28 protein-coding genes are annotated in these 25,613 nt (G+C 64.3%); 20 read left to right on the forward strand and 8 right to left on the reverse strand.

The window, feature by feature from the left end; genetic code table 11:
* Positions 1 to 45: 45 nt before the first annotated feature.
* Positions 46 to 603 (reverse strand): PQQ-dependent catabolism-associated CXXCW motif protein, encoded by a 558-nt coding sequence (locus IVB46_RS36925; protein ID WP_247303448.1) that lies wholly within the window; start codon positions 601 to 603, stop codon positions 46 to 48.
* The gene (locus tag IVB46_RS36930) at positions 600 to 1,481 is read right to left on the reverse strand and encodes a substrate-binding domain-containing protein (protein WP_247303450.1); all 882 of its coding nucleotides are present in this window, start codon (positions 1,479 to 1,481) and stop codon (positions 600 to 602) included. The genes IVB46_RS36925 and IVB46_RS36930 overlap by 4 nt, the downstream gene beginning before the upstream one ends.
* 129 nt (positions 1,482 to 1,610) lie before the next feature.
* Between IVB46_RS36930 and IVB46_RS36935 the strand changes: the two genes are divergently transcribed.
* On the forward strand, positions 1,611 to 2,537 hold the full coding sequence (locus IVB46_RS36935) for a quinoprotein relay system zinc metallohydrolase 2 (protein ID WP_247303452.1): 927 nt from the start codon (positions 1,611 to 1,613) through the stop codon (positions 2,535 to 2,537).
* A gap of 76 nt (positions 2,538 to 2,613) precedes the next feature.
* A complete protein-coding gene (locus IVB46_RS36940) occupies positions 2,614 to 3,432 on the forward strand; it encodes a quinoprotein dehydrogenase-associated SoxYZ-like carrier (RefSeq protein WP_247303454.1) in 819 nt (272 codons plus the stop codon).
* Between the two features lie 228 nt (positions 3,433 to 3,660).
* Here the strand turns inward: IVB46_RS36940 and IVB46_RS36945 are convergent, their stop codons facing one another.
* Complete coding sequence (locus IVB46_RS36945) at positions 3,661 to 4,020, reverse strand: hypothetical protein (protein WP_247303456.1); 360 nt, start codon at positions 4,018 to 4,020, stop codon at positions 3,661 to 3,663.
* A 135-nt stretch (positions 4,021 to 4,155) separates the two neighbouring features.
* On the opposite strand from IVB46_RS36945, the gene IVB46_RS36950 reads away from it, so the two are divergent.
* The 5 genes from IVB46_RS36950 to IVB46_RS36970 are packed head-to-tail and all read left to right on the forward strand — an operon-like array spanning position 4,156 to position 7,790.
* Positions 4,156 to 5,103, forward strand: coding sequence for an ABC transporter substrate-binding protein (locus IVB46_RS36950; protein WP_247304734.1), 948 nt, complete (start codon positions 4,156 to 4,158; stop codon positions 5,101 to 5,103).
* Position 5,104: 1 nt separating this feature from the next.
* Complete coding sequence (locus IVB46_RS36955; RefSeq protein ID WP_038957639.1) at positions 5,105 to 5,842, forward strand: ABC transporter permease subunit; 738 nt, start codon at positions 5,105 to 5,107, stop codon at positions 5,840 to 5,842.
* Positions 5,832 to 6,572 carry an ABC transporter ATP-binding protein gene (locus tag IVB46_RS36960; protein ID WP_247303459.1) on the forward strand — a complete coding sequence of 247 codons (741 nt, stop codon included), beginning with the start codon at positions 5,832 to 5,834 and terminating at the stop codon, positions 6,570 to 6,572. The genes IVB46_RS36955 and IVB46_RS36960 overlap by 11 nt, the downstream gene beginning before the upstream one ends.
* A gap of 58 nt (positions 6,573 to 6,630) precedes the next feature.
* Positions 6,631 to 7,416 carry a pentapeptide repeat-containing protein gene (locus IVB46_RS36965; RefSeq protein WP_247303460.1) on the forward strand — a complete coding sequence of 262 codons (786 nt, stop codon included), beginning with the start codon at positions 6,631 to 6,633 and terminating at the stop codon, positions 7,414 to 7,416.
* Between the two features lie 26 nt (positions 7,417 to 7,442).
* Complete coding sequence (locus tag IVB46_RS36970) at positions 7,443 to 7,790, forward strand: hypothetical protein (protein WP_187387988.1); 348 nt, start codon at positions 7,443 to 7,445, stop codon at positions 7,788 to 7,790.
* Positions 7,791 to 7,800: 10 nt separating this feature from the next.
* Here IVB46_RS36970 and IVB46_RS36975 read toward each other — a convergent pair whose 3' ends face one another.
* From IVB46_RS36975 to IVB46_RS36990, 4 genes are all read right to left on the reverse strand, one after another.
* Positions 7,801 to 8,010 (reverse strand): hypothetical protein, encoded by a 210-nt coding sequence (locus tag IVB46_RS36975; RefSeq protein WP_014493627.1) that lies wholly within the window; start codon positions 8,008 to 8,010, stop codon positions 7,801 to 7,803.
* A gap of 122 nt (positions 8,011 to 8,132) precedes the next feature.
* Entirely contained in the window at positions 8,133 to 9,035 is a 903-nt protein-coding gene (locus IVB46_RS36980; RefSeq protein ID WP_247303462.1) for a hypothetical protein, read from the reverse strand.
* A gap of 24 nt (positions 9,036 to 9,059) precedes the next feature.
* Entirely contained in the window at positions 9,060 to 9,140 is an 81-nt protein-coding gene (gene pqqA / locus IVB46_RS36985; protein WP_012029362.1) for a pyrroloquinoline quinone precursor peptide PqqA, read from the reverse strand.
* Positions 9,141 to 9,311: 171 nt separating this feature from the next.
* A complete protein-coding gene (locus IVB46_RS36990; protein ID WP_063981985.1) occupies positions 9,312 to 9,704 on the reverse strand; it encodes an EF-hand domain-containing protein in 393 nt (130 codons plus the stop codon).
* Between the two features lie 339 nt (positions 9,705 to 10,043).
* Between IVB46_RS36990 and IVB46_RS36995 the strand changes: the two genes are divergently transcribed.
* The 6 genes from IVB46_RS36995 to IVB46_RS37020 all read left to right on the forward strand — a co-directional run bounded on the left by IVB46_RS36995 (position 10,044) and on the right by IVB46_RS37020 (position 15,963).
* Complete coding sequence (locus IVB46_RS36995) at positions 10,044 to 11,708, forward strand: methanol/ethanol family PQQ-dependent dehydrogenase (RefSeq protein WP_247303464.1); 1,665 nt, start codon at positions 10,044 to 10,046, stop codon at positions 11,706 to 11,708.
* Between the two features lie 10 nt (positions 11,709 to 11,718).
* On the forward strand, positions 11,719 to 12,075 hold the full coding sequence (locus IVB46_RS37000) for a cytochrome c (RefSeq protein ID WP_085405669.1): 357 nt from the start codon (positions 11,719 to 11,721) through the stop codon (positions 12,073 to 12,075).
* On the forward strand, positions 12,072 to 13,001 hold the full coding sequence (locus tag IVB46_RS37005) for a transporter substrate-binding domain-containing protein (RefSeq protein ID WP_247303466.1): 930 nt from the start codon (positions 12,072 to 12,074) through the stop codon (positions 12,999 to 13,001). The genes IVB46_RS37000 and IVB46_RS37005 overlap by 4 nt, the downstream gene beginning before the upstream one ends.
* Before the next feature lie 291 nt (positions 13,002 to 13,292).
* Positions 13,293 to 14,315, forward strand: coding sequence for an FUSC family protein (locus IVB46_RS37010; protein ID WP_247303469.1), 1,023 nt, complete (start codon positions 13,293 to 13,295; stop codon positions 14,313 to 14,315).
* A gap of 100 nt (positions 14,316 to 14,415) precedes the next feature.
* Positions 14,416 to 15,417, forward strand: a complete 1,002-nt coding sequence (locus tag IVB46_RS37015; protein ID WP_247303471.1) for a tripartite tricarboxylate transporter substrate binding protein — start codon at positions 14,416 to 14,418, stop codon at positions 15,415 to 15,417.
* A 120-nt stretch (positions 15,418 to 15,537) separates the two neighbouring features.
* A complete protein-coding gene (locus IVB46_RS37020) occupies positions 15,538 to 15,963 on the forward strand; it encodes a hypothetical protein (RefSeq protein ID WP_028151278.1) in 426 nt (141 codons plus the stop codon).
* A 40-nt stretch (positions 15,964 to 16,003) separates the two neighbouring features.
* Here the strand turns inward: IVB46_RS37020 and IVB46_RS37025 are convergent, their stop codons facing one another.
* Positions 16,004 to 16,972, reverse strand: coding sequence for a helix-turn-helix domain-containing protein (locus tag IVB46_RS37025; protein ID WP_014493617.1), 969 nt, complete (start codon positions 16,970 to 16,972; stop codon positions 16,004 to 16,006).
* Between the two features lie 513 nt (positions 16,973 to 17,485).
* On the opposite strand from IVB46_RS37025, the gene xoxF5 reads away from it, so the two are divergent.
* The 7 genes from xoxF5 (at position 17,486) to IVB46_RS37060 (ending at position 25,395) form a co-directional block, all read left to right on the forward strand.
* Positions 17,486 to 19,297 carry a lanthanide-dependent methanol dehydrogenase XoxF5 gene (xoxF5, locus tag IVB46_RS37030; protein WP_063981978.1) on the forward strand — a complete coding sequence of 604 codons (1,812 nt, stop codon included), beginning with the start codon at positions 17,486 to 17,488 and terminating at the stop codon, positions 19,295 to 19,297.
* Positions 19,298 to 19,417: 120 nt separating this feature from the next.
* A complete protein-coding gene (locus IVB46_RS37035) occupies positions 19,418 to 19,900 on the forward strand; it encodes a c-type cytochrome, methanol metabolism-related (protein WP_135216089.1) in 483 nt (160 codons plus the stop codon).
* A gap of 57 nt (positions 19,901 to 19,957) precedes the next feature.
* The gene (locus IVB46_RS37040; RefSeq protein WP_014493614.1) at positions 19,958 to 21,067 is read left to right on the forward strand and encodes an S-(hydroxymethyl)glutathione dehydrogenase/class III alcohol dehydrogenase; all 1,110 of its coding nucleotides are present in this window, start codon (positions 19,958 to 19,960) and stop codon (positions 21,065 to 21,067) included.
* A 33-nt stretch (positions 21,068 to 21,100) separates the two neighbouring features.
* The gene (gfa, locus tag IVB46_RS37045; RefSeq protein WP_063981977.1) at positions 21,101 to 21,664 is read left to right on the forward strand and encodes an S-(hydroxymethyl)glutathione synthase; all 564 of its coding nucleotides are present in this window, start codon (positions 21,101 to 21,103) and stop codon (positions 21,662 to 21,664) included.
* A 648-nt stretch (positions 21,665 to 22,312) separates the two neighbouring features.
* A complete protein-coding gene (locus IVB46_RS37050; protein WP_014493612.1) occupies positions 22,313 to 22,765 on the forward strand; it encodes a (2Fe-2S)-binding protein in 453 nt (150 codons plus the stop codon).
* Position 22,766: 1 nt separating this feature from the next.
* Positions 22,767 to 25,079: a molybdopterin cofactor-binding domain-containing protein gene (locus tag IVB46_RS37055; RefSeq protein WP_247303473.1), complete on the forward strand. Its 2,313-nt coding sequence runs from the start codon at positions 22,767 to 22,769 to the stop codon at positions 25,077 to 25,079.
* 55 nt (positions 25,080 to 25,134) lie between these two features.
* On the forward strand, positions 25,135 to 25,395 hold the full coding sequence (locus tag IVB46_RS37060; RefSeq protein WP_085405658.1) for a hypothetical protein: 261 nt from the start codon (positions 25,135 to 25,137) through the stop codon (positions 25,393 to 25,395).
* Positions 25,396 to 25,613: the final 218 nt, after the last annotated feature.

Consider the following 25,613-nt stretch of genomic DNA (forward strand, 5'->3'; position numbering starts at 1 on the left):
CTCTCCCCGCAAGCGGGGCGAGGGAGCGCACCTGCGCTCGCTCAGCTACTGCTCGGGCCGCGGCTGCGGCTGCGTCTCCTCGGTCGGAAGGTTTGCGCGCTCCCAGCCGTCGGTGCCGTCGGGGTACCAGGCGACGTTGGCATAACCGTAAGCCAAGGCGCGCTTGGCGGCGTTCCAGGACATCCAGCAGTCGGCCAGGCAATAGATCACGAGCAGCGCAGCCTTGTCGCCGCGCGCGGCGCGGGCGAGGCCGCGCTGGAAATAATCGTCCATGGCGGGCGGCAGCACGCCGTAGCCGGTGTCCGGCAGCCAGATGCTGCCCGGAATGTTTTTCCGCGGCATATCGCGCCAGACGGTGCCTTCGGGGAGGTTCTTCGGCTTCGGCGCGCGTGGCAGCACGTCGATGAACGCGCCGCTCTTCGCACGCCAGATTGCTTCGGCCTCCGCAGTCGTCAGCACGCGCGCGCCAGTGAGCGTCGCCGGCACCGGCGCGCGGTAATTGTCGGAGCGATACCCCTCGGGCTCGAACGGCTCCTGCTGCTGCGCCAACGCCGGCGCCACCAGAATGGCGGCAACCAGCGCAGCGGCAACGCGCCGCCTCATGGCGTCTTCTTGGCCGTCTCCGCGCCGAGCGGCTTGTCGCTCTCGTCGAGCAGCGGTACGCCGAAGTCGAGCAGGATCTTGTTGATCTCGCCCTGGTTCTCCTGGATCAGCTTGTTGAGCTGCCGCTTCCAGTTCTGGTCGGCGGGCCGCACGCCCATGCCGATGCGATAGACCAGCTTCGGCCCCGAGGTTTCCTTCACCAGCGGCGTGACATGAAGCGAGCCGGCCTTCTTCGCATAATACCCGGCCATCGGACCCCACAGCACGCCGGCGTCGATCTTGCCGGCGACGAGGTCGTCGACCATCGCCTGTGCGGAGTTGTCGAAGCGCGTGTCGATCATCAGGGGATAGGGTTTTGCATCGCCCATCAGGCCGGCGATCGCCATGTTGGTGGCCGGCGGCGTGCCGGCGACGATGCCGACATGCTTGCCTTTCAACTTCGGGTCTTCGAGCGTATCGACTTCCTCGAGCCCGCTGCCTGTTTTCGCGACCAGCGCGTATGACGTGCGATAATAGGGATTGGTGCCCTGCACGAGATCGTCGCCTTGCGGAAATCCCATGATGACGTCGCAGCGATGCGCGCCCAGCGTCATCCGCACGAAGCCGGTGGCCTGCGGGAAGAAGACGTAGTCGAGCTTCTTCTGGAGCTTGTCTGCGAGCAGCTCGGCGAGCTTGTTCTCGAACCCCTCGCCCTTCTCGTTCGAGAACGGCAGATTGCGCGGGTCTGCACAGACGCGCAGCACTTTTGGATCGACCAGCTCGAACGAGAGGTCGCCGGTCTCGCTGGTCTGCGCAATGGCGACGTCGCCGAATGCGCAGGATGCCACCAGGACCCACAGTGAAAACAACCAGCGACGATGTCGCCCGGCCTCCGTCATCGCGCTTCCTCCTCGGTTTGTTTGAATGCTAGCCATGCAACGCATGACGCGCCATGCTTTGCCAAACTTTGTGTTGGCTTTGGTTTGTTGCAGTGCAGTGCGGCAAGCCATCTGAACTGAGGCGGAAAAGTGTCTCGCATCGCTTCCTTGATCGCAGCCCTGTCCCTGCTGGGGACAGCAACGCTAGCACGCGCCGGGGCAGCCGAATTGCCTGTGAGCGAAGTCGCACCAGGAATCTTCGTGCACTCCGGGACCACCGCCCTCATGACCCGCGAGAACGAAGGCGACATCGCCAATGTCGGCTTTATCGTCGGCGAGGATGCGGTGGCCGTGATCGACACCGGCGGCAGCCTCCGTGAGGGCGAGGCGCTGCTGGCGGCGGTGCGGGCTCGCACATCCAAGCCGATCCGCTACGTCATCAACACCCATGGCCATCCCGACCATGTCTTCGGCAATGCGGCCTTTGCCGCAGAGGGAACCAGCTTCGTCGGCCACAGCAAGCTGCCGCAGGCGCTGGCGACGCGCGGGCCGTATTATCTCGACAATTTTAGACGCCTCATGGGTAGCGAATTGATCGATCCCGTGAAGATCGTGCCGCCCACCCTGCTCGTCTTTGATACCCTCACGCTCGATCTCGGGTCGCGCCGCCTCACCTTGCGGGCCTGGCCGGCGGGGCACAGCGACAACGATCTGACCGTGTTCGACGAGACCAGCAAGACGCTGTTCTCGGGCGATCTCGTCTTCCTCCGCCATATCCCGGTGATGGACGGCAGCATCCGCGGCTGGCTCGGCTCGCTCGGGGAACTCGACAAGATTCCAGCGCAGCGCGTCGTGCCCGGTCACGGGCCTGTGAGCGACTGGCCTGCCGCGCTCGGCGACGAGCGGCGTTATCTCACGACGCTGCTGGCGGACGTGCGGGCGTCGAACAAGAAGGGCGAGCCGATCCGGACTGCCGCCGACAAGGCGGCCGCATCGGAACGGCCGCATTGGCAATTGTTCGAAGACTACAATGCTCGCAACGCAACCGCAGCATTTTCGGAAATTGAATGGGAGTAGTGGACGCGCTACGCTGGACGGGGGATCGGCTGCGCCGCCCCAGAGAAAACTGCTTCGTCCGCACGGAACCACGACCATGACGGGATGCACACGCCGCCTGCCCCTGATCGCCGCATTGCTTGGCATCGCCTTCGCTGTGCCGGCGAGCGCCGAGGAGGCTTATGATCCCTGGCCGGGCCTGGTGCAGGACATCTTCAGCAACCGTCCGATCAACGACGGCAACGACGTCATCGGCATCGAGATGCCCTATCGCGCCGAGGACGCGGCGATCGTGCCGGTGACCCTGCGCAGCAAACTGTCGCCCGCGGATAGCCGCCGCATCCGTTCGATCACGCTGGTGATCGACCGCAACCCCGCGCCGATGGCAGCGAAGTTCGAGCTCGGCGCAGATGCCAACGTCACCGAGATCTCCACGCGCGTGCGCGTCAACAACTATACCGACGTCCACGCGGTTGCCGAGCTCAGCGACGGCCAGCTTTACGTCGCCAAGACCTATGTGAAGGCCTCAGGCGGCTGCTCGGCGCCGGCAGGAAAGAACATCGAGGAAGCCAGGAACCGGCTCGGCCAGATGCGCTACCGGCAATTCGCGCGCGAGGAGGCACCGGCCAGCCGCGCCCGCGAGGCGCAGATCATGATCGGCCATCCCAACAATTCCGGGCTACAAATGGATCAGGTCACGCAGCTCTACGTCCCCGCCTTCTTCGTCAACCAGCTGAAGCTGACGCAGGACGACAGCCCCGTGCTGTCGATGGAGGGCGGCATCTCGATCTCGGAAGATCCCAACCTGCGCTTCACCTATGTGTCCAACGGAGCCAAGCGGTTCCGTGCGGAGGCGAAGGACACGGACGGGCATGTGTTCCGCAATGAATGGGATGTGGAGAAGCCGGGGACGTAAGGCGCTGCCTTCCCTCCCCCTTCAAAGTCAAACGCGGTGCGGATGACTGTGCCCTCGCCCCTTGTGGGAGAGGGCAGCACCGCTGGTAGACAAAAATTCGCTTGGGTGAGGGGTTTGTCTCCGCGAGCTACTCTCTTACGATAGTATTCGCGGAGGCATACCCTCATCCGGCGCTTCGCGCCACCTTCTCCCGCAAGGGGAGAAGGGATCGCACCGTCTATGCGGCAGCTAGAAACACCTCACCTCGGCTTCCGCCTGCGCGCGCCGGAGATCATTCACCGCCGAATTCGCCTGCTCCGACGTACGAAACTGGACGCCGAGATTGCCGCGCACCTGGGACATACTCAGCGCCGTCTCGGCGGTGACGTAACGGTCATAGGACACGATCGAGGCCACCACGTCGATCGAGCAGGAGCATTGCTCGATCGACTGCCGGCTCTCGCCATTGGCCTTCATGCAGCCATAGACGTATTCGGCACGCGCCGAGGTCGGATAATCGTTGGCCTCCTCGGCACGCGCGGCGTAGACGGTCGCAGCCCACACCGCCAATGCGGCGACAATCGGTCGTAGCCGTCCCGCCAGATTCATGAGCGTCCTCCCGCTGGTTGCGACGAAAGCTATGCTATGCGTATTGTCATGAAAAGCACTCCCTTCGAGGAAACGGCTCACAAGGTGATGAGAGCACTTGGTTTGAGAGCGCCTGGACGAACATTGGCGCTCGCGATGACGCTGGCGCTGTCGCTGGCCGCACCCGGCCGCGCCGCGGATACGATCCGCCTTGCAGTGCAGAAGACCGGAACATTCTCCTGGGAGCTGGCCGCAATCCGCGCCGGCGGGCTCGACAAGGAAGCCGATCTGTCGCTCGACGTCACCGAGCTCGCGAGCCCCGAGGCCGGCAAGATCGCGCTGCGCGCCGGGAGTGCCGACATCATCCTGTCGGACTGGCTGTGGGTGTCGCGCGAGCGCGTGCTCGGCGCCAAGCTCACCTTCTATCCCTATTCCAGCGCGCTCGGCGCGGTGATGGTGCCGGCCTCGTCGCCACTCAAGACGCTCGCCGACCTCAAGGGCCGTAAGCTCGGCGTCGGCGGCGGCGCGATCGACAAGAGCTGGCTGCTGCTGCAGGCGCGGATGAAGCAGGACGGCATCGACCTGAAGTCCGATGCGAGCATCGTCTATGGCGCGCCGCCCCTGATCGCCGCCAAGGCGCTCGATGGCGAGATGGATGCAAGCCTCAACTTCTGGAATTTCTGTGCGCAGCTCGAGGCCAAGGGCTTTCGCCGCCTCGCCGGCATCGAGGACATTTTGCCGAAGCTCGGGGCCAAGGGCGCGGTGTCCGCGGTCGGCTACGTCTTCGACGAAGGCTGGGCCGCAAGCCACCGCGATGCGGTGGCGCGTTTCATTGCGATGACCCGCAAGGCCAAGCAGCTGCTGATCACCTCGGACGCCGCCTGGGACAAGATAGCGCCGCTCACCGGCGCGAGCGATCCGGCCATCCTTAAGACCTACCGCGACCGCTATCGCGACGGCATTCCGCGCCGGAGCATCGTGGACGAGGAGGCGGATGCGCGCGTGCTCTATCGCGTGCTTGCCGAGATCGGCGGACGCGACCTGGTCGGGCCGGCGGCCGAGCTCGATCCCGGCACCTTCTATCACGCGGTCCCCGGAGACTGAGGTGCTGCGTCTTCTCTCGTTTTCCCTGTTCCTCGCAACCTGGTGGATTGCCGCGCTGTTCGTCGGCGGCGCAAAGCTGCCCTCCCCGCCGGCCGTGCTCAACGTCATCATCGCGGAAGCATCGAGCGGCGCCCTGTTCCTGCATCTCGGCGCCACGCTGGCGCGCGTCGCGCTCGCCTTCGTGCTGGCGATGTCGCTCGGCAGCGCCATCGGCTATTTGATGGGACGGGTGAAGCTCGCCGACCGGCTCGGCGATCCCTGGCTGATCCTGCTGCTGAACCTGCCGGCGCTGGTCGTGATCGTGCTGGCCTACATCTGGGCCGGCCTGACCGAAGCGGCCGCGATCGCGGCGATCGCCATCAACAAGCTGCCGACCGCCATCGTCACCTTGCGCGAGGGCACGCGCGCGCTCGACCGTTCGCTGGACGAGATGGCCACCGTGTTCGCGATGCCGCGCTGGCGTGCGTTCCGCCACGTCGTGCTGCCGCAGCTTGCGCCCTATATCGCAGCCTCGGCCCGCTCCGGATTGTCGCTGGTATGGAAGATCGTGCTGGTGGCCGAGCTGCTGGGACGGCCGAACGGCGTCGGCTTCGAGATCGGCGTCGCCTTCCAGCTGTTCGACACGCCGCGACTGCTGGCCTATTCGCTCACCTTCGCGGCCGTCGTGCTCGTCATCGAAACCTTGCTGGTGCAGCCGTTCGAAGCCCGCGCAACCCGGTGGCGGCCCCGTGCGGCTTGAAGTCGATATCTCCGGAAAGACATTCAGGAGTGCCGCGGGCGAAACGCACGAGGTGCTGGCCCCGGTCAGCTTCGCGCTTCAATCCGGTGAGGTCGGCGTTTTGATCGGCCCCTCCGGCTGCGGCAAGAGCACGATGCTGCGCATTATCCTCGGGCTCGACCGCGATTTCCACGGGACCATCGCGCGTCCACCGGAAGCGCGGATCGGGATGGTGTTCCAGGAGCCACGGCTGCTGCCGTGGCGCTCGGTCGAGCAGAATGTGCGGCTTGCGGCCCCTGATATCTCCGAGGCGAAGCTGTCGGAGCTGTTCAGGATCCTGGAGCTGGAGGCGCATCGCAGCCACTTTCCGGGCGAATTGTCGCTGGGTCTTGCCCGGCGCGTCGCGCTGGCCCGCGCCTTCGCGGTCGAGCCCGATCTGCTCGTGCTTGACGAGCCCCTCGCCTCGCTCGATGACGCGCTCGCCGGCCGCCTGCGCGACGAGATCGCGACGCTGGTCGCAAGCCGCCCCATGATGACGCTGCTCGTCACCCACAGCCTCGACGATGCGGTCCGCCTCGGCGACCGCTTGTTCTTCCTGTCGCCGCAGCCGGCGCGAATTCTGGCAGAAGTGCCCATCAGCATCCCGCGTGGCGCACGCGGCGACGCAGAGGTAGCCGCGATCAGGGCGGACCTCGCGGCGAGAATCCAAGGCGAACATGGCGGCGAACGCGCCGGGCGTGATGCCTCATAGGCAGCCACGCAAAGCGCGTGCTAAACAGGGCCCGTAGCGGAGCCCGATGATGACGCGAATGGTCGCCCTCATGACGCTTGGCCTCGCTCTCGTCGCGACCATGGCGAGCGCGCAGGACATGATGCGTGACGTCGACCTCACGTCACCCGCGATGGTCTCCGCGGAAATGAGCCGGCAGGAGGTCGAGGCCATCCTGGCCAAAGCCAGCGCCGGGGCGCCGGCCGATTTCACCGGCAAGCGGTTGTCGGGGCTCGATCTCTCGGGTCTTGACCTTTCCACGGCGATTCTCCGTGCGGCACGACTCAACAAGACGAAACTCGCCGGTGCCCGTCTTGATCAGGCGATCCTCGATCAGGCGTGGCTGCTCGACGCTGATCTCGCGGGCGCGAGCCTGAAGGGCGCCAATCTGTTCGCCTCGCAGATGGCGCGCGCGCGTCTGGACGGCGCGGACCTGGCCGGTGCTCGCATCGCGGCCGACCTCACCGGCGCAAGCCTGATCGGCGCCTCGATTGCGAACGCGCATCTTGGCGCCGATATGCGCAACCAGTCGATGGGGCTGATGCGCGCCGTGCTGCGATCCGCCAATCTGGAAGGGTTGAACGCGCGCAATGCCGACCTGTCGCGCGTCGATCTCGAATTTGCCTCCCTCAAGGGAGCCGACCTGACCGGCGCGTCGCTCAAAAATGCTCAGCTCGGCGGCGCCGACCTGACCGGAGCCACCGTCACTGACGCCGATTTCGAGGGCGCTGATCTTGCCTCGGCGAAGCTGATCGCGCCGATCGGCCTTGACCGCGCCAGGAATTTCGACAAGGCAAAGAACCGCGAGCGCCTGATCAGGGAATAACAGGGCGCCTTTGGGAGGATCGGCTGATGCGTTGGTTTCTGGCTTTGATCGCGTTGTTGACGTTGGCCGGCGAAGCCGCCGCCCAAAGCAAGGGCAAGGGCATCCGGCTCTGGAATTTGACGACGGAGACGATCTCCGGCTTCCAGCTCTCGCCCGCCGGCAAGACCGAGTGGGGCCCGAACCAGTGCCTGAACGACAAGGACAAGGAGGTCGACCACGACGAGCGGCTGCGCATCACCGGCGTCGAACCCGGCCGCTATGACGCCAGGGTCAGCTATCCCAATGCGCGGCAGTGCATCGTCCGCGACATCGAGATCAAGGCGGACGCGGTGTTCTCGATCGCCGACAAAGACCTGAAGGACTGCTCGAAATAACGAAGGCGGCTCACGCCTTGTCGTTCGGGTGCGGATATTCGCAGCGCCACCGCACCGCCTGCCACTTCGGATGGTCGCCGACCCATTGCGCGATATAGGGCGGCGCAGCCATCACGCATTGCCTCGGCGACCCCGCAAAGTTGAACACCAGATGCTGCTCCTCGCAGGTCGCAGGCGAGAGCACCGCACACACAGTCACCACCAGGTCAATCGGGTTCATGCCGGAATCCTGTCGCAAGGGGACAATCGAGATTAGCACGAAAGATTACGTTCCGAGGAGCAGGAAGTTTCAAACGGACGGGATGTTCCCTCTCCCAGCGCGGGCAGAGGCGGAACAAACACCTAGAAGTTTACCCCGAACACCAATCGCGCCTGATGACGCTCGAAATTGACGAGGTCGAGATTGCCGCCCGATCCGGCCGGGCGGCCCCAGGCCTGCATGCTCCAGCTCAGGGTGAGCCGCGACTTCTCCGATAGCTGGAAATAGGCGGTCGGACCGACAAACAGCGCCTGCCCCGAGAGCTCACCGAGGCCGATGCCCTCATACTGGCGGAAGTAGCGCATCTCCCCACCGAGCAGAAAATTGGGGCGCACGCGCACCAAGCCGCCAAACGCCGCCCCGATCGTCGAACTCTTCTCGGACAGACCTGCCACCTCGAAGCGCGCCCATTCCGGCTGATAGATCAAATTGAGCGCGCCGATGACGAAGTTCGGGACCAGCTCGCGGTCGAAAGCGAGCGTGAAATCGGTGCCGTACATCCGCCCCTTCGCGCCGCTGGTCTCGTCGATGCGATCGCCATGGAGTTCGGCGGCGACAGTCAATCCGAATGGCGCGCGCCCGCGGTCGAGCAGGCGGTAACGCAGGTCGAGCGAGGCACCCTGGAAATTGAACTGGCGGCGGTCGTCGATATCGGGAACGCCGGTGATGTCATGCAGCGTGGCGGTGCCGCCGACCTCGATACGGAAGTTCGGCAGCGGCACGACTTCGATCTCGACCTCCTGCTGGAGGGCGCGATAGGTGCCGCCCTTGCCGAAGCGTCCCGTGGTCTGAGTCTGGAATTCGCGCTCGCCGGGATTGCCGACATCGGTGCCGATCATGAAGCCGAAGATGTGCTCGGTATCAAAGCTCTCTTCGGCACTGACACACGCCGGTGCAAGCGCAACACCGAACGCAATTGCCGTCCAGATCGTGTGGGCTCCAATGGGCATTGCGAACACTACCACGGCTTCGACGGCCTTCGCCATCGAAGCCGCGGCAGGTCGTCAGTCTTACTTGCGCGCAGCGCAGGCGTACATGTTGATTTCCATGCCGACCGGCACTTCCACGATCTTCGGAGCTTTCCAAGCCATTCGGGTCTCCCAAGGGTATTGAGCGCGACATCGCGCGGGGCAAAACCTAGGGCTGCGTCAGGTGCAGCGCAAGCCTGGAATCGAAGCGCAAACACAGCGAACTGTCGCATTATGCTCGCGAATTTCCCTCTCGGGCAAATCGCCTTCGCTCCCAGTCAAGCGCCGCGTCTCTCACCGCAACAGGCGCAGCAGCGCGCGGCCGGCGCGCGAGTTTAGCTCCTTCGCATCCAGCGTTCCGTCCTTGTCGGGATTCGCTGCGTTGAAGCGCTGCTCCACCACCGCGAGATATTCGTCGAGCGTGAGAGTCCCGTCGCGATCGGGATCGGCGGCGGCGAGTTCTTTCGCCGTTAACCGTCCGCGCAATTCGCGCGCGTCAAGCGTGCCGTCGTGATCGGGATCGAGCTTTGCGAACAGCGCGGCGGCCGCCTTCTTCACCTCGGCGAGATCGAGCGTGCCGTCATTGTCGGTGTCGAACATCTTTACGGCGTTGCCGGAAGCAGCCCAAGCTGGACCGGACAGCACTGCAATCGTGAGCGCAAGCGCAACTGAGCGACGTGAAATCATCAAACCCTCCTGACCAGCCCCCCGATTCGTAGGGGATCGAAACGACATAAGTCCACAAGCGAGCCCCGGTTCAAGTCCGGAATTGCAACCTGCGCACCGCACAACTCGCGGAACCCGACGGCCCGAGCAGAGCGGCCGAAGCCGGCAATGCTTCATGCCACGGAATTTTTTCAGCGTCTGCGCACAAGTTGAAGTCGGTTGTCAGGTTTCCGTCAGGTGACCCGCATCTGGCATCCAACATATCGGCGACGCACTTACCACTTTCGTATTGACGTGTTTTGCGTTCGGGCGGAGTGTTGCTTCCGCAGCGTCAAAAGGCGCGCATATTGGGAGGAACGGATGAAACGCTTTGCGATGGCCGCGAGCCTCGTCATGCTTGCATCGACGTGTGCAAACGCCCAGACCACCGAGCAGCTGGTCAAGGGTGCGACCGATACATCGAACGTTCTCAACTACGGGATGGGCTACAATCTCCAGCGCTTCTCGACGCTGAACCAGATCAACAAGGACACCGTCAAGAATCTCGTCCCGGTCTGGAACTACAGCTTCAATGACGATCGCAGCGAGGAATCGCAGCCGCTGGTGTATCAGGGCGTAATCTACGTGACCTCGCACAATGCGACCATGGCGGTCGATGCCAAGACCGGCAAGCAGATCTGGAAATCCAAGATCGAGTATCCCGCCGAGACGCCGCGCATCGTCTGCTGCGGCATCATCAATCGCGGTGCGGCGCTCTATGACGGCAAGGTCTTCCGCACCACGCTCGACGCCAACGTGATCGCGCTCGATGCGAAGGACGGCAAGGAGCTGTGGCGGCAGAAGGCCGCCGACATCAAGGAAGGCTATTCGATGACGGTGGCCCCGCTGGTCGCCGACGGAGTCGTCATCACCGGCATCTCCGGCGCCGAATTCGGCACCCGCGGCTTCATCGACGGCTGGGATCCGGCGACGGGCAAGCATCTCTGGCGTACCCATTCGATCCCCTCGCCCGACGAGCCCGGTGGCGACACCTGGAAGGGCGACACCTGGAAGCTCGGCGGCGGCTCGACCTGGATCACGGGGTCTTATGATCCCGAGTTGAACACGGTCTATTGGGGCATCGGCAACCCCGGCCCGTTCAATTCGGCGGTGCGCCCGGGCGACAACCTCTACACCTGCTCCGTGCTGGCGATGGATCCCAAGACCGGCAAGATCAAGTGGCACTACCAGTTCTCGCCGAACAATCCGTTCGACTATGACTCGGTGGCCGAGATGGTCCTCGCCGACATGAATGTCGAGGGCAAGCCGACCAAGGTGCTGATGGACGCCAACCGCAACGGCTTCTTCTACGTGCTCGACCGCACCAACGGAAAGCTGCTCGCGGCCAATCCTTACGTGAAGGTGAATTGGGCGACCGGCATCGACATGAAGACCGGCAAGCCGATCGAGACCGACGTCTCGAAGGACGCGCGCGACGGTAAGAAGGTCACCGTCTATCCGTCGATCCTCGGCGGCAAGAACTGGGAGCCGATGTCGTTCAATCCGCAGACCGGCCTCGCCTATGCCAACACGCTCGCCTTCGGCGGCAGGTACAAGACCGAGCCTGTCACCTTCAAGCAGGGCGAATGGTATCTCGGCATGGACCTCACCGACCTCTGGGAGTGGGGTGACGGCCCGCGCGGTCATCTGAAGGCGATCGATCCCATGACCGGCAAGGCCAAGTGGGAAGCGCCAAGCGACATCCCGCGCTTCTCGGGCGTGCTGTCGACCGCAGGCGGCGTCGTGTTCTCGGGCGCACTGACAGGCGAGTTCGAGGCCTTCGATGCCGACACCGGCAAGAAGCTCTGGCAGTTCCAGACCGGCTCCGGCATCGAGGGACAACCGGTGACCTGGCAGCAGGATGGCGTGCAGTACATTGCCGTCACCTCCGGCTATGGCGGCGTCTACTCGCTGTTCTCCGGCGACGAGCGGCTTGCCAAAGTGCCGCCCGGCGGCTCGCTGTGGGTTTTTGCGGTCAAGCAATAACCACGGCCCGATGCTGAAGGACATATCTCACAAGACGGTGGCGACGGTCGCCACCGTCGCGGTGCTGACGGTCGCGCTTGCGGCGACCGTTCGTGCCGCGGACGATGCAACCGGCAATCCCGTGCAGGCACAGATCGACTATGGCAAGTCGACCTATACTTCGAAATGCTCGCACTGCCACGGCCCCAACATGATGAATTCCGGCACCATCACGCCGGACCTGCGCGCCTTTCCCGACGACAAGACGCGCTTCGTCACCACGGTGAAGAACGGCAAGAACAACAAGATGCCGCCCTGGGCCGACATTTTGAGCGACGACGAGATCGGCAATCTCTGGGCCTTCGTCTCGAGCAGGAGAAAGCCATGAGACCCTGGCTCGCCGCATGGAGCGTTGCCGCGATCCTCGCGGCGGCGACCACCGCCTCGCGCGCGGCCGAGGAGCCGCTGAAGGTTTGCCTCGATGAGGACCGGCCTCCGCTCTCGGTGCATCACAAGGGCAAGCCGGATTCAGGCTTCGACGTGCTGCTGGCGCAGGCGATCGCGGACCGGATCGGCCGGCCGCTGAAGATCCAGTGGTTCGAGAGCAAGCTGGACGAGGATTCGAGCCCGCAGCTCGAGGCCAACGCTTTGCTCTCCGACGGGCGCTGCTCGCTGGTCGGCGGCTATGCGCTGACGACGGATTCCCTCGTCAAGCCCGGCATGAAGACGGCACGCTTGCCGGATTTCACCGGGGCCACGCGCGACGACCGGCGCCGCCGCGTCGCGCTCGGCGTGCTCGCGCCGAGCCAGCCTTACGTCTATTCGCCGATAACGGTGGTACTCGGGCCGAAGGTGCAGGGCCGCAAGATCGGTGATATCGGCGATCTCGCCGGCCTTCGCCTTGCGATCGAGAGCGGCTCGCTGGGCGATGCCATCCTGATGACCTTCGACAAGGGCCGCCTGATCGACAGCATCACCCATCTCGTCCCCGGTCGCGATGATCTCCTCGGCGCGCTCCAGCGGGGCGACTATGACGCGACGCTGATCGACCTCGGCCGTTTCGACGCCCACCGCGCCGCGCATCCCGACACGACGATCACCGCGTCGGGCTATTATTATCCGATCGGCGCCAATCGCGGCTATGTCGGGCTCGCCAGCGACGGCGCACTGATCGAGGCGGTCAACAAGGCGCTGACCAGCCTTGCCGCCGAGGGCAAGATCGCCGAGTTCGGCAACCAGGCCGGCCTCACCTATCTACCGCCGCGCGAGCCTGCGGTGCTCGGCGATGTCTGGGCGAAGATCATTCAAAGGTGAGGTAGCCACACGTGCCGTCACATCACCGGTGTCATGCCCCGCGACCCGGCTACGCCAAGGCTTCGCCGGGGCTGAGGTCTAGGGGCGCCGAAGCTTTAGCGTAGGCGGCAGGCGGGGCATCCAGTACGCCGCGGCCTCTCGATTCAATCGCAAGCGCCTCTGGAATACTGGATCGCCCGGTCGAGCCGGGCGATGACAGCGAGGGTGTGGTGCGACCGTCGCTCCACACGCCAAAGTGCCGACCACATTTCCGTGGTATGCATCGTGTTTCGTTCGCCCCTTTGGTGCCCCGTGAATCCCCCCACGACACCCTCCGCCACCAACCTGCGCGATCTCCTCTCCCGCGAAATCAAAACCGCCGAGCTCCTGCGCGCGCTGATCGTCGTCGGCCCGATGGTCGCCGCCTATTTCATCTCGCGCGAGACGGCGCTGCTGAACCTGGGGCTCGTCGCGGTCTCGCTGCTCATTCCGGCGCTCAGGCAGCACTTTCCGCCAAAAGTCGTCGCGTGGCACTATCTCGCCATTCTCGTCACCTTTGCCGCGCTTTTCCTTGCAGCTCCGGTCAAGCCGCTATTCGTGGTGCTGACGGCGCTCGCCGGCTTCCTTGCGGTGGCGGGGACGCGCTATGGCGAACATTTCCGCGCGCTCGGCAATTGGGTTTTCATCCCCGCCGTCTATCTCGCCTGCGAGGTGCGGGAGGGCGTGAGCGCCTCGGAAGCGATGCGTCATGCCGGCGTGATCATCGCCTCCTCTCCGATCGCGCTTGCGCTCGTCTGCGCTATCCAGATTTACGACCAGCGGCAGCGTGGCAATGCCGCGACCTCGTTCGGACCGCCCGCGGCCGACTGGTTTCTGCCCGCAGCGGCAACCGCCATGGCGGTCTTTGCCGCAGCCGCCCTGGTCGAGATCTTCAACCTCGCGCAGGGGCAATGGGTGATGTGGTCGGCCGCAAGCGTCGTGGTCGGCGACCTCACGGCGTCCACCGGCAAGCTGAAGCAGCGGGCGATCGGCGCCTTCGTCGGCGTGCCGCTCGGCTTTCTCCCAGGCCTTGCCCTGTCGCAAAGCCGCGTCGGCTACGCCATCGCGATTCTGGCGGCCACCCTCACCCTGATCTCGTTCTCCCGCTACATCGTCGGCTTCGGCCTGCGCTGCTTCTTCATTGCGCTCGCCGCATCCTTTGCCGGCGGCGCCAGCGGCATCGCTGAGGAGCGCATCGTCAACGTGCTGATCGGCGGCACGTTCGGCCTGATTGCGGTAGCCCTGACCGAGATCGTCTGGCTGCGGGTGATGCGGAAGACCCGATCGCCCGGATGACGCGCAAATGGGCACCGCGCGGCCTTGTCGAATGCGCCAATCTGTCTCGCCTGCCACCCCAGCCCGATGCAGTAGGGTCGGCAAAAATCAGGAGGGAATCATGCCCGCAAAATTCGATCGCCGCCACTTCATCGCCGCCGGTACCAGCGCACTCGCGATGCCCTTCGTCGCGCGCGGCGCCTCGGCGCAAGGCGCATCGCAAGGCAGTTGGCCCTCGCGGCAGATCCGCATGATTTGCAGCTATCCCGCCGGCGGACAGACCGATTTGCTCGCGCGCGCCTATGGCGAATTCATCTCCAAGCAGATCGGCAAGACCGTCGTGGTCGAGAACAAGCCCGGCGCCTCCGGCGCGATCGGCACGGCAGAGGTCGCCCGCGCCGAGCCCGACGGCCACACCATCCTGTGCTCGATCTCGACCACCTACATCATGAACCGGGTCGTGATGAAGAATCCCGGCTACGACATGGACAAGGATCTGGCGCTGGTCAGCGTCATTCCGGGCGCCGGCCTGTTGCTGGTCGCGAACCCCAAGACCGGGGTCAAGACGCTGGAGGATTTCGTCGCCTTCGCGCGCAAGAGCGGCAAGGTCAACTTCGGCACCTATAGCGCGGGCTCGGCCCCGCACATGACGATCAACGAGCTCAACAAGCAGTACGGTCTTTCCATCGAGCCGGTTCACTACCGCGGCGAAGCGCCGATGTGGACGGGGATGCTGGAAGGCACGCTCGATGCCGCAATGGGCAGCTACACGGCGGCGCAGTCCGTTCTGCAAAGCGATCGCGGCACTGTATTCGCCGTGCATTCGAAGAAGGTCGACGCGATCCCCGCCATCAAGACCCTCCCGGAGCAGGGCGCAACGTCGAAATTCTTCACCGTGAGCGGCTTCTCCGGCTGGGCCGTGCCGAAGGCGACGCCGCAGCCGGTGGTCGACCGCCTGGCGGCGCTCTGCGTCGCCGCCAACAGCGATCCGAAGGTGAAGGAGGTTCTCGCGACCTTCGTGCTCGAGCCGGCCATCGGCTTCAAGGAGACCAATGCCCTGTATCAGCACGAGTTGCCGATCTGGATCGAGAGCGCGCGGTCGCTCGGCCTCGAGCCGGCCTGAACCTTGCGCGGCGCGCGGAGCCCGGCATCCGACCAAAGCCTAGTGTCGGAAGCGCATTTTCCCGCTATGATTGTGTGCCGGTGCCGTCCCCCTCACCGGCGGACAAGAAAGGCCGATCGCATGACACCGGATGGCGTCGCCGTTGCCGTCATGATCATCCTGCTCTTTCCGATGGGCTACTTCACGCTGGCCTCGCCCGCCTTCCTGCTGGTGAAGCTCGATATCCAGCCCGTCGCCCAGCTATTGCGTGGGATGTTCAACGCCCATTTTCTGGTGATGCGCGTCGCCGGCGTGATCGGGGCGCTGGCTTTCCTGCTCGACGGTCGCCTGGTCGCCGCGATGGGCGTCGGCCTGCTCGCGGCCCTGGCGATCTGGGGACGCCGCTGGTTCATGCAACGGATCGACGACCAGCTCCGCGCGAGGGACGCAGGCGATGCTGAAGCCCCGCACCGGCTGCGCCGGCTGCATTGGAGCGGCATGCTTGGCAACGCGGTGCTGCTGGTCGCTCTCGTGACCAGCATTCCCTACGTCGCTATATCGGCCTGAGAGATATCGCCGCGCGGCCTGCGTCGGCTGCGGCGCTCGCCTAATGCTCGCCCGAGGCCGCGGCGCCCTGCTGGGCCTTGTGGATCGAGGACGGCACCACGCCAAAATATTTCCGGAACACGCGGCTGAAATGCGATGAGCTGGAGAAGCCCCAGGAGAAGGCGACGTCGGTGATGGTCTTGCCGCCGTGCGCCTCGAGCTCCTGGCGGCAATTCTGCAGGCGCGCCTGCCAGATGTAGTCGCTCACCGTGGTGCCGCGCTCGGAGAACAGCATGTGCAGATAGCGCTTGGAGCAGCCGAGCTCGGCGGAGATCTGGTCGATGCACAGATCCGGATCGCGCAGGTGCTCGCGGATGAAGAATTGCGCGCGCACATACATCGCCTCGGGCCCGACGCGATCGAACATCGTGTCCGCTTCGCGCAACGGCAGCAGCAAGAGGTCGATCAGCGAATCGGCGACACCGACCGCGCTGTTCGCCGACAGCTTGGCCGCCTCGTCGAAGGTGGCATGGACGAAATCATGGGCGATTCTCCCCGTCCCGGTCTTCGCCGACAATTTGCAGGCCGGCATCCGCTGCGACGGGAATCCACGGTCGCGCAGCAAGGCCTTCGGCACGATCACCACGTCGTGGCGGGTGAAGGCAGGGCTGATGATGGAATGCGGACACGAGACGTCATAGGCGATGATGTCGCCCGGGTTCAGCTCGATGTGGCGGCCTTCCTGCTCGAAATAGGACACGCCGTAGGTCTGGAAGTGGATCTTGATGTACGGGTGTTCATTGGCTTTGGCGCGCGCCAGCGTGTGCGCGATGCGATGCTGGCTGACCTCGATCTGGCAGAGCTTCAGGCGCGAGACGCTCGTGTAGTCGATGCGTCCCTCGAGCGAGGACGCCTCGAGCGGATCGACGTCGAAATGCCCACACAGGCTTGTCAGCCCGTCGATCCAGCTCTGGATCTGCCGCTTCGGCGTCAGGCCGGTCGTCGAGAGCGTGTGAATGGTGTCGGACATTAATCCAGCCGCTGGTTTCATCTGCAGATTCGACGCGAATCGCAACCAGCGCTGCTGGAGCCCTCAGCTATGATTGCGTGACGTTTACCTCGAATTTGAGCGGTCTTTTGCAACGAGCGCGATCGTTCCATTGCCACCCTTGACGGTTAATCCTCCGCCTTAGTTGCAGCGCCGTCAAGGGGAACCTGAGCGCCGAAGGCGCCGCGAAGGCGCGCGGAAGCCGCTGAATTCGCTACTGCAAAATCAAAAACTTTGCGTCCGTGCGCTGTCAAGCAAACCGGCTTCCCTCTTGGGCAAGTTTCCCGATGACGAAGTCGTTAGGGATTGCGGCAGGAACAACAAAAACGGGCCTCTCCTGCACGTGGACCCGTAGCTCTCATCCGGAGGAGGAAACAGCACAGCATCGTTTCTGGTCCCAAACGTGACCGCCCTGCACGAGCAGACGCCGGACGAGAAGCCCGGTGATTAAGCAATGCTTCGGAAACAATAAACGAGACCAACGGAGGAATGACTATGCGCAAGGTGCTAATGGCGACCTATCTTGGCTCCGCGGCGATGCTCGCCGTCGGCAGCGCGTCAGCCAATGACGAGCTGATCAAGATGTCGCAGAATCCCAAAGACTGGGTCATGCCGGCGGGCGACTACGCCAATACCCGCTATTCCAAGCTGAACCAGATCAACGCACAAAACGTAGGCAAGCTCCAGGTCGCCTGGACCTTCTCCACCGGCGTGCTGCGCGGCCACGAAGGCGGCCCGCTGATCATCGGCAACGTGATGTACGTCCATACACCGTTCCCGAACAAGGTCTATGCTCTTGACCTTTCCAACGAGAACAAGATCATCTGGAAGTACGAGCCGAAGCAGGATCCGAACGTCATCCCGGTGATGTGCTGCGACACGGTCAACCGCGGCCTGTCTTACGGCGACGGCAAGATCATCCTGCATCAGGCTGACACCACACTGGTTGCGCTCGACGCCAAGACCGGCCAGGTCGCCTGGTCTGTGAAGAACGGCGATCCCACTAAGGGCGAGACCGGAACCTCTGCGGCGCTCGTCGTCAAGGACAAGGTCCTGGTTGGCATTTCCGGTGGCGAGTTTGGCGTCCAGGCTCACATGACGGCTTACGATCTCAAAACGGGCAAGTTGGCTTGGCGCGGTTACTCGGGAGGGCCTGATGATCAAATCTTGGTCGATGCCGAGAAGACCACCGCTCTCGGCAAGCCGGTCGGCAAGGACTCCAGCCTCAAGACCTGGCAGGGCGATCAGTGGAAGATTGGCGGCGGCGCCACCTGGGGCTGGATCTCCTTTGATCCTGAGCTGAACCTGATCTATTACGGATCAGGCAATCCCTCGACCTGGAACCCGAAGCAACGTCCAGGCGACAACAAATGGTCGATGACGATCTGGGCCCGCAATGCCGACACCGGCGTGGCCAAGTGGGTCTACCAGATGACGCCGCACGATGAGTGGGATTATGACGGCGTCAACGAAATGATCCTCTCGGATCAGTCGATCAACGGCCAACCGCGCAAGCTGCTGACCCATTTCGACCGCAACGGCCTCGCCTACACGATGGATCGTGTCACCGGCGAACTGCTGGTCGCCGAGAAATACGACCCGAAGGTGAACTGGACCTCCGGCGTCGACATGGACAAGAACTCACCGACCTATGGCCGCCCGAAGGTTCTCGACGCGGCCTCGACTGAAAAGGGCGGCGAGGATCACAACACCAAGGGCATCTGCCCGGCCGCGCTCGGTACCAAGGACGAGCAGCCGGCAGCCTACTCGCCGGACACGCAGCTGTTCTACGTTCCGACCAACCACGTCTGCATGGACTACGAGCCGTTCAAGGTGAGCTACACCGCGGGCCAGCCCTATGTGGGTGCGACGCTCTCGATGTATCCGCCGCAGGGTGAAACCCATATGGGTAATTTCATCGCCTGGGACGGCAAGACCGGCAAGATCGTCTGGTCGAACAAGGAGCAGTTCTCGGTCTGGTCGGGTGCGCTCGCAACCGCCGGCGGCGTGGTGTTCTACGGCACGCTCGAAGGCTACCTGAAGGCGGTCGACGCCAAGACCGGTAAGGAGCTCTACAAGTTCAAGACTCCCTCCGGCATCATCGGCAACGTCACCACCTATGAGAACGGCGGCAAGCAGTATGTCGCAGTGCTCTCCGGCGTGGGCGGCTGGGCCGGCATCGGTCTGGCAGCTGGTCTGACCGATCCGACCGCCGGTCTCGGCGCAGTCGGTGGCTACGCGGCTCTCAGCAACTACACGGCACTCGGCGGTACGCTGACCGTGTTCTCGCTGCCAGCGGCGAACTAGCCTCACCTTCGTGTCGCTCCGGCGCGTGGATCAACTCCACGCGCCGGCTCGTCTCCACCGAACGCCTTCGAGGATCATCTCTTGCGTAAAATCTGCTTTGTCATCGCTGCGACCATCTTCGTGACCTCGGGGGGAATTGCCGTTGCGGACGGTCCGGGCGACCCGACTGCCGTCAAGAAGGAAGACGACGGAAAGTGGCTCGATAAGGAAGGAAACCCGACCTACAAGATTTCGGCCGACGGCACCGTGGACTGGTTCACCTATTCCGGATATCGCCGCTATCACTCCGACTGCCACGTCTGCCATGGCCCCGACGGCATGGGATCCACCTACGCACCGGCGTTGAAGGATTCGGTCAAGACCATGAGCTACGGCGACTTCCTCGGCGTCGTCGCCTCCGGTCGCAAGAACATCTCGACCGCGCAGGAGAACGTCATGCCTGCCTTCGGCGACAACCCGAACGTCGCCTGCTACATGGACGATCTCTACGTCTATCTGCGCGCCCGCTCCGACGAGGCGTGGGGCCGTCAACGTCCCTCCAAGAAGGATGAGAAGAACGAGACCTACACCAAGGCGGAAGACGCCTGCATGGGCAAGAAATGAAGGTTACCAGGACCGATACCACCTCGTGGCGTCCTGCGAGAATTTGAGGAGTTTACGATGAAGACACGTGCCGCCGTTGCTTTCGAAGCCAAGAAACCACTCGAGATCGTCGAAGTCGATCTGGAAGGACCGAAGGCCGGCGAAGTCCTGGTCGAGATCAAGGCGACGGGCATCTGCCATACCGACGCCTACACGCTCGACGGCTTCGACAGCGAAGGAATCTTCCCGTCGATCCTGGGTCATGAGGGCGCCGGTATCATCCGCGAGATCGGACCGGGCGTGACCTCGGTGAAACCGGGCGACCACGTCATCCCGCTCTACACGCCGGAGTGCCGGCAGTGCAAAAGCTGCCTGAGCCAGAAGACCAATCTCTGCACCGCGATTCGCGCGACGCAGGGCAAGGGCGTGATGCCTGATGGCACCAGCCGCTTCTCCTACAAGGGCAAGCCGGTCTACCACTACATGGGCTGCTCGACCTTCTCGAACTTCACCGTGCTGCCGGAGATCGCCGTCGCCAAGATCCGTGAGGACGCGCCGTTCGACAAGAGCTGCTACATCGGCTGCGGCGTCACCACCGGCGTCGGCGCCGTCGTCAACACCGCGAAGGTCACGCCGGGCTCCAACGTGGTCGTGTTCGGCCTCGGCGGCATCGGCCTCAACGTGATCCAGGGCGCCAAGATGGCCGGCGCCGACAAGATCATCGGCGTCGACATCAACGACTCCAAGGAGGATTGGGGCCGCCGGTTCGGCATGACCGAGTTCGTCAACCCCAAGAAGATCACCGGCGACATCGTCGCGCATCTGGTCAACCTGACCGACGGTGGTGCCGACTACACCTTCGATTGCACCGGCAACACCACCGTGATGCGCCAAGCGCTGGAAGCCTGCCATCGCGGCTGGGGCACCTCGATCATCATCGGCGTTGCCGAATCCGGCAAGGAGATCGCCACCCGCCCGTTCCAGCTCGTCACCGGGCGCAACTGGCGCGGCACGGCCTTCGGCGGCGCACGCGGCCGCACCGACGTGCCCAAGATCGTCGACTGGTACATGAACGGAAAGATCCAGATCGATCCGATGATCACCCACGTGCTCAAGCTCGAGGAGATCAACAAGGGCTTTGACCTCATGCACGAGGGCAAATCCATCCGTTCAGTCGTCGTGTTCTAGCTCGAAAGCGTCACACCCAAGGAGGATCGACCCATGACTGTTGCACTCCATCCCTCGATCGATAACGGCGTCAAACAGGGCAGCGGCAGCTTTGCCGGCGGCACGCTGGTCTGCAAATGCACGGACCACCCGGTCAAGGTCGCCGTGAAGGGCGACGTCGCCCACAACCACGCCTGCGGCTGCACCAAGTGCTGGAAGCCGCAAGGCGCGAACTTCTCGGTGGTCGCCGTGGTGCCACGCCAGAACGTCAGCGTGACCGAGAACGGCGACAAGCTCCAGATCGTCGATCCCTCGGCGGTGATCCAGCGCCACGCCTGCAAGGCCTGCGGCACGCACATGTACGGCCGCATCGAGAACAAGGGCCATCCGTTCTACGGCCTCGACTTCATCCATCCCGAGCTGTTCCAGGAGCAGGGCTCGCAGGCGCCGCAATTCGCTGCCTTCGTCTCCTCCGTGATCGAATCCGGCGTGAAGCCGGAACAGATGGCAGGCATCCGCTCGCGGCTGAAGGAAATCGGGCTCGAGCCCTATGACTGCCTGTCGCCGGCGCTGATGGACGCGATCGCGACCCACGTGGCGAAAGCCAAGGCTGCCTGACAAGGCTGCCTGACAAGGCCGCCTGAACAGGCCCGCCAGACCCTCGCCGTGCCCGTCCGCTCGCTGGCCCCGACCATCGCCAGCGAGCCGGACGGTCCGGCCCTCGACCAAATCGCTGCGATGCCGCCGCATCGCACGAGGCAGACGCGAGCGCCATGAGCTCCTCAGATGAGCTCCTCAGTCCTGGTCTCTGAATGACTGCGCAGTGCCGCCCACTTCCCCCTCGAAGTCCGCGCCGCTGCGTTCTCCCTCCCTCGACTGAGGCATCCTGCTTCGTCCGCGCAGTCTCTGCCGGACGAAGCTTTTTTCGTCGTGCACATTTCGCAGGCGCAGGGGCGTGATGCCGCGCCCTGCTTTTGACAAACCTTCGTTGCAACTTTTCCCTTCAACAACACCCGGCTGTGAACGCCGGGCCGGCGCGGTCTCTGCTACGATTGCGTCGTCACGATGCCGCGCGAATTCAATCAATCAAGAATAAGACGGGAGGTATCGAGCACATCCGGACATCACGATTCGCATTCCTGCTTGCTGCCGGGATCTGCCCGCGCAGGAGAACAAGCCGGATGCGGCGACACGACGAAACGGGCAGTGCGCCGACCTGTGTCGGCAATGTTCAATCGACATGCTTATGAAGAGCGAGGGACCATCATGATCAAGGTGAAGATCAACGGCCAGGAACAGAGCTGGGACGGCGACCCGGATCTCCCGCTACTCTGGTTCCTGCGTGACGAGGCCGGGCTGACCGGCACCAAGTTCGGCTGCGGCCAGGCCCTGTGCGGCGCCTGCACCGTCATCGTCGACAAGGAGGCCGTGCGTTCCTGCATCACGTCGATCAACGACGTCGCCGGGCGCGAGGTGACCACCATCGAAGGGCTGCATCCGAACGGCGACCACCCCGTCCAGAAGGCCTGGCGCCAGGTCAACGTGCCCCAATGCGGCTTCTGCCAGGCTGGCCAGATCATGCAGGCCGCAGCGCTGCTGATGGAGAATCCCAAGCCGTCACACGACCAGATCCGCGAAGCGATGGCCGGCAACATCTGCCGTTGCGGCTGCTACCAGCGCATCGAGAACGCAGTCCATCTCGCATCGACGGGAGTGTGACATGAATTTCATCGATAAACCCGGGAAGCTTCGTGGCTTCGAGAAGAACATTCGGGTCGAGAAGGTCTCGCGCCGCAGCATCCTGAAGGGGCTCGGCATCACTGGCGGCTTCGTGCTCGCCGCACCCGTGATGTCGCGCCAGGCGTTTGCCTATGAGACCGGCGCCGGCAAGATGCCGCACGGCGTCGTGGTCGATCCGCGCGTCTTCGTTGCCGTTGCTCCCGACGGCACCGTCACCATCCTCGCCCATCGTGCCGAAATGGGCACCGGCGTGCGCACCAGCCTGCCGCTGATCGTTGCCGAGGAGATGGAGGCTGACTGGTCCAGGGTGAAGGTGCAGCAGGCCCATGGCGACGAGGTCAAGTTCGGCAACCAGGACACCGACGGCTCCCGCAGCACGCGGCATTATCTGATCCCGATGCGCCAGATCGGCGCCTCCGCCCGCACCATGCTGGAGCAGGCCGCAGCCAAGCGCTGGGGCGTGCCGGCGACCGAGGTCAAGGCCGTCAATCACGAGGTCGTCCACAGCGCCAGCGGCCGCAAGCTCGGCTTCGGCGAACTCGCCGCGGACGCAGCCAAGGAATCGGTGCCGAACATCGAAGGCCTCAAGCTGAAGGACCCCAAGGACTTCCGTTATCTCGGCAAGGGCCAGATCAGCATCGTCGATCTCCACGACATCACCACCGGCAAGGCGCGCTACGGCGCCGACGTACGCCTGCCAGGCATGAAATATGCGGTCATCGCGCGCCCGCCGGTGACCGGCGGCAAGCTGGTCTCGTTCGATCCGGACGCGGCGCTGAAGGTCCCCGGCGTCGAGAAGGTGATGCAGGTGCGCGGCTGGCCGTGGCCGTCGAAATTCCAGCCGCTCGGCGGCGTCGCGGTGATCGCGCGCAACACCGGCGCGGCGATCAAGGGCCGCGACGCGCTGAAGCTGACCTGGGACGACGGCGCCAACGGCAAATACGACTCGGTCGCCTATCGCAAGGAGCTCGAGGAAGCCTCGCGCAAACCGGGCCTCGTCGTACGCCAGGAGGGTGACGCAGACGCTGCGCTGAAGAGCGCCGACAAGGTCGTCGTCGGCGAATACTATCTGCCGCACCTCGCCCATGTCAGCATGGAGCCGCCGGTGGCGGTCGCCGACGTCAAGGGTGACAAGGCGGAGATCTGGGCGCCGGTGCAGAGTCCCGGCGGCACCCGCGAGGACGTCGCCAAGACGCTCGGCATTCCCGAGGACAACGTCACGGTGAATGTCACGCTGCTCGGCGGCGGTTTCGGCCGCAAGTCGAAATGCGACTTCGCGCTCGAGGCCGCACTGCTGTCGAAGGAGCTCGGCGCGCCGGTGAAGGTGCAATGGACGCGCGAGGACGACGTCCGTCACGACTTCCTGCACACCGTCTCGGTCGAGCGGATCGAGGCGGGGCTCGACAAGAACGGCAAGGTGATTGCCTGGCGCCACCGCAGCGTGGCCCCGAGCATCGCCTCGACCTTCGCCGCGGGTGCAAACCACCAGGCGCCCTTCGAGCTCGGCATGGGCCTCGTCGACATGCCGTTCGAGATCGCCAACATCTCCTGCGAGAACCCGGAAGCCGCGGCGTTCACCCGCATCGGCTGGTTCCGTTCGGTCTCGAACATCCCGCGGGCCTTTGCGGTGCAGTCGATGGTAGGCGAGATCGCGCAGGCGACCGGGCGCGACCAGAAGGAGACGCTGCTCGCGCTGATCGGCAGTCCCCGCATCGTCAAGCCGGCGGTGAAGGACATGTGGAACTACGGCGAGCCCTATGACAGCTACCCGATCGACACCGCACGCCTGCGCAAGGTGGTCGAACTGGTCGCCGAGAAGGGCGAATGGGGCCGTCAGGTGCCGAAAGGCCACGGCCTCGGAATTGCCGTGCACCGCAGCTTCGTCAGCTACATCGCCACCATCGTCGAGGTGGCCGTCGACGAGAAGGGCAAGCTGACGGTGCCGCGGGTCGACACCGCGATCGACTGCGGCACCTATGTCAACCCCGAGCGCATCGCCTCGCAGATGGAGGGCGCGGCGATCATGGGGCTGAGCGTCGCCAAATACGGCGCGATCACCTTCAAGGACGGCAAGGTGGAGCAGAAGAACTTCGACGACTTCCAGGTCCTCAGGATGGATGAATCTCCTCTTGTCACCAACGTCTACATCGTCCCGCCCGGACCCGACACGCCGCCGAGCGGCGTCGGCGAGCCCGGTGTTCCGCCGTTCGCGCCCGCGCTGATGAACGCGATCTTCGCCGCGACCGGAAAGCGTATCCGCAGCCTTCCGCTCGGCAAGCAATTGGAGGCTTAAGACGGAACATTGAGCGGCCTCGCGCCGTTTCCATCGATCTGACAGGAGCAGATCGATGACCAACATCTCAAAGGCGCTCGCAGTCTCGTTGCTGTCGGGCGCCTTTTTCATGACGACCACCGCTGCGTTCGCTCAAAGCAACACCACCCCGCCGACCACCGCCACGCGCCCCACCGCGCCGGAGCAGAACTCGCTTCCCAACGTCGGCGCCCCGCCGCCTTCGACCACGCAGACCACCGGGCAGACCAGCTCCGATCCGAAGGTTCAGGAGATGAACCAGAAGGAAAAGGACAAGGTTGATCGGCAGGGGAAGTAGCGGTTCAACGCCTGCACCCACAAACCGCCGCTAGCCGTCATGGCCGGGCTTGTCCCGGCCATCCACGGCCTCTGCCGCGGCACGAAGAACGTGGATGCCCGGGACAAGCCCGGGCATGACGGGTTCGTGGCGCGAGCACCCCACACGCAAAATGCGGCGGACGTTGCCGTCCGCCGCATTTGCCCCCTGACGCTCCGCTTCCTTCGATTCGCCCGCGG

Source organism: Bradyrhizobium sp. 61 (assembly GCF_023073075.1).
Lineage (GTDB): Bacteria > Pseudomonadota > Alphaproteobacteria > Rhizobiales > Xanthobacteraceae > Bradyrhizobium > Bradyrhizobium barranii.